This is a genomic window from Flavobacteriales bacterium (assembly GCA_013001705.1).
Lineage (GTDB): Bacteria > Bacteroidota > Bacteroidia > Flavobacteriales_D > JABDKJ01 > JABDLZ01.
The window spans coordinates 1-3,986 of sequence record JABDLZ010000006.1; the positions used below are offsets into that span (position 1 = coordinate 1).

Here is a 3,986-nt window from a genome sequence, read left to right on the forward strand (position 1 = left end):
CCGGTAATCTGTTCGAGACGATGATGGTCTTGGCCATATATTCTTTTCCTAGAGTATTTGTTCTGACTTCGTCTAAAATTAGTGAAATTGCGATGCTCTGAACCTCATTGATTGAAATTCAAGCGGATCGACCCATTATGCAGAATCTAGACTACGGTATCATAGGAAATTGTAGGAGTGCAGCGCTCGTCTCCAAGAAGGGATGTATCGAGTGGTGCTGTCTTCCTGATTTTGATTCGCCCTCGATTTTCGCTCATATACTCGATAGGAAGATCGGTGGATGTTTCGATATCAAGGTGTCGGATGACTATACTATCGAGCAACGATATAAGACCGATACAGCTGTTCTGATCACGCGTTTCTCCGATGGGGAGAACATCTTCGAATTGCATGATTTCATGCCGAGGTATTACAATAAGGAAGGAGGCTATTTCACTCCGCCAGAATTGGTAAGGCATGTGCGCCATATCCAGGGCAGTCCACGATTCAGGGTTCATTTCGACCCGAGACTCGATTATGCGCAAGGAGAGACCAAGACCTATGTGAAGAGCAACTTCATCGTCAGTCTGATCGATAATCTGAAGTTCGATACGGTCTTCCTGTATACCTCATTTGATAAACAGGCGGTGGTCGATGGAAAGGAATTGGAGGTCAGAGAGAACGGGCATTTCCTGCTGAGTTATAACGAGAAGATCCTACACCCGACCAACAGAAAGGTGTACCTGGACCTGCAGCGTACCAAGGTTTATTGGTTGAACTGGTCCAACAGGACGCCTAACTATAGGAAGTACAATCAAGAGATAAGCCGGAGCGCCATCACACTCAAGCTCTTGAGCTATGATAAGTCAGGCGCTGTGCTTGCTGCAGCCACTACCTCTCTACCGGAGACCATAGGAGAGGAGCGGAACTGGGATTATCGATTCTGTTGGATACGCGATGCTTCCATGGTGGTCAAGGTGATGGGAGAACTCGGTCATAGGGCAGTGTCCAAGCGATACCTACAATTCATCATAGACCTTATTCCACAGAAGGACGAGAAGTTGCAGATCATGTATGGGATCAATAAGGAGAAGAAGCTTACCGAGATGACCTTGGAACATCTCGAGGGCTATGAGGGTTCTAAGCCGGTGCGTGTAGGGAATGCGGCCTATCAACAGAAGCAGAACGACATCTATGGCATATTGATGGATCTGATCTATGCTCAGTTAACGGAGTACAGCACCGACCTGGAGAATGGCGAAGAACTATGGGGTATCACCAAAGGGATAGTATGGATCGTATCCAAGCACTGGAAAGAGCCGGACAAGGGTATCTGGGAATTCAGAGAAGGAGATCAGCACTTCACCTTCTCCAAAGTCCTGTGCTGGGTGGCGATAGATAGGGCGATCAAAGTGGCACAAGTCCTAAGGAAGAAAAGGAAAGTGGAAAAATGGATGGAATTGGCCAAAGAGATCAAAAAGGATATCCATGCGCATTCCTGGAATGAAGAATCAGGTGCCTTCACCCAATCCTACGGCTCCACGTATTTGGATGCTTCGGTACTGCTTATGGAGACCTATGGCTTCATCGATGCCAAGGACCCCAAGTTCGTGAGCATGGTGCATGCTATCGAGAAGGAATTGAGTAATGATGGGCTCTTGTATCGCTATAAGAATGAGGATGACTTCGGGCTTCCTTCTTCGTCCTTCACCATCTGTACATTCTGGTTCATCAATAGTCTCTACAAGATAGGAGAGGTGGAAAAGGCACAACAGTATTTCGATAAGTTGTTGACCTATAGCAATCATTTGGGGCTCTTCAGCGAGGACATCGATTTCAAGACAAAGCGCTTGTTGGGGAATTTTCCGCAGGCCTATTCCCATCTGGCCTTGATCGAGTGTGCGATGAATTTCTCCGATATCGAGACGGAAGAGATGATCCTCGAGTCGATGCGATAGGAATCTGTGGCAAGATAGTGTTTGTTAAGAGGTTAAAGAGTAACCGCTGAGCGGTCGGATCCTATAGCTTCCAAGCTATCTTCGTGCTGAATAAAGCCAATGAGGCTTTCGGTCTGTCTTTTCATTAGAACAACAAAATCCAAAGAACCCTATGAAATATCCGATCTATCTGTTTGCTGCATTGCTACTCATCGCCTGTGGAGGAAACCCTTCCGAGGAGGCCGATATCCCTGAGGTCACCGAGTCTCAAGAGTCGATGACCAAGGGTCCGGACATCGTGGGGAAGGAGATGAGCTACGAGGCGGATAGTGTGACGATGAAGGGCTACTTGGCCTATGATGCCGATCTCTCTGGTCCTCGTCCGGGAGTGATCGTGGTCCATGAGTGGTGGGGACATAATGAGCATTCGCGGAATGTTGCCGACAAACTAGCCGAGGAGGGCTATGTGGCCTTTGCCTTGGACATGTATGGAGACGGGAAGACTGCGGCACACCCACAGGATGCCATGGCTTTTTCGGGAGCGGTGATGAGCAACTTCGAAGGAGCAAAAGAACGCTTCGCTGCGGCCATGGAAGTCTTGCAGGCGGATGAGCATTGTGACAAAGATGAGATTGCTGCTGTCGGATATTGTTTCGGTGGTGGTATCGTGCTCAACATGGCACGTCAAGGGGTAGACTTGGATGCGGTAGCGACCTTGCACGGAAGCATAGGGCCTATCGAGCCTGCCACTCCCGGATCGGTCAAAGGACGCATACTGGTCATGAATGGAGCCGATGACCCCTTCGTGTCAGCTGAGGCCATCGACAGTTTCAAGTCCGAGATGGAGGCCGCGGGAGTGGATTACGAGTTTGTGAACTATGAAGGAGCCATCCATGCCTTCACCAATCCAGCTGCCACCGCCAAAGGGGAGGAGTTCGAGCTTCCATTGGCCTACAATGCTGATGCGGATAGCCTATCATGGTTGAAACTGGGAGATTTTTTAGAGGAGACATTTGCAGGGAAATAAGGAAGAACAAAAGGCCTTTTGAGAAATGCATATCATGGGTAACAAGTGAGGGGTTCACTTTGACTATCCTCGCTTCTATGATCTGATAGCCTCATCCCCAGAGCCGAATACTCATTTATCTCTACCGAATTCTCAATAGATCATGCAAGGTGACGGGTGCTTTGTACATTCAAGTAGCAAAGACTACTCCCATGATTCGTTGTTTCCTTCTATTAGTTTCTATCCTTCTGCTGCTTACCGCTAGCGCCCAGTTCAGCTCTCCCAAGCAGATCCTCTATCACCCGGGCAGTGACACGCATTATATCATCACACTCTCGGGACAGATATGGTCTGGTACGCCTGAGACCGAATTTGTATACAACCCCGTGGTCATTGGGGCCAACGTGGGCCAATGCTTGATCATCGGAGATCAACTATGGGCCGCACGTATCGGGGACTTGAAAGTCTACAACCTCTTCCCGTTAGAACTGGTGGCCTCCTATGACACTCCAGCAACTGAATGGCTGATAGGCCTAGCATGGGATGGCGACCTTACAATATACCTTCATGACCAAGAGGGGATATATGATTTCAACATGAGCACCCAAATCTCCACTACCGTCAATGAAGACCTCAGCAATTGGGCGGAGGTAAAGGAGATGGTCTATCATCCCTATGAAGATAAATTGGTCATAGTAGAGGATCAGACCGAGTCATTGATACTGGCCTACGATATCCCTTCCAATACCTACGACACCTTGGCCCAGATACCGGCCTTTGATATGGAGCGAATCGATCTGGGCTGCGATGATCATTATTTGATCTCTGGTGGTGGCAGTACTACAGGATTGGCCTATGCCTTGCCTTATGACCTGAGCACGATGGGGGATACACTGGAGCAATTCCCTCTGCAGCCTAAGGATACCTATTACGATCCGCTCAGCGGAGAATCCTTCTGGTTGGCCTTCGACTCACTTCGGATGATGGAGAGTGCCTGCCTAAGCACGGGACTGGAGGAAATGACAACATCTGATCATCTGCAAGTCTACTTTCGTGATGGATTG

The 3,986-nt window shown here is 48.7% G+C and carries 3 protein-coding genes; all 3 read left to right on the forward strand.

The annotated features are described in order from the left end of the window. The first annotated feature begins 137 nt into the window (after positions 1-137). Positions 138-1,937 carry a glycoside hydrolase family 15 protein gene (locus HKN79_00160; protein NNC81964.1) on the forward strand — a complete coding sequence of 600 codons (1,800 nt, stop codon included), beginning with the start codon at positions 138-140 and terminating at the stop codon, positions 1,935-1,937. 151 nt (positions 1,938-2,088) lie between these two features. Continuing rightward, positions 2,089-2,943, forward strand: a complete 855-nt coding sequence (locus HKN79_00165; GenBank protein ID NNC81965.1) for a dienelactone hydrolase family protein — start codon at positions 2,089-2,091, stop codon at positions 2,941-2,943. A 191-nt stretch (positions 2,944-3,134) separates the two neighbouring features. Then, on the forward strand, positions 3,135-3,986 hold an 852-nt coding region (locus tag HKN79_00170), incomplete at its 3' end, for a hypothetical protein (GenBank protein NNC81966.1).

Coding starts and splice junctions, on each gene's coding strand:
- HKN79_00160 (NNC81964.1), top strand. CDS start 138: ATGCAGAATCTAGACTACGGTATCATAGGAAATTGTAGGAGTGCAGCG.
- HKN79_00165 (NNC81965.1), top strand. CDS start 2,089: ATGAAATATCCGATCTATCTGTTTGCTGCATTGCTACTCATCGCCTGT.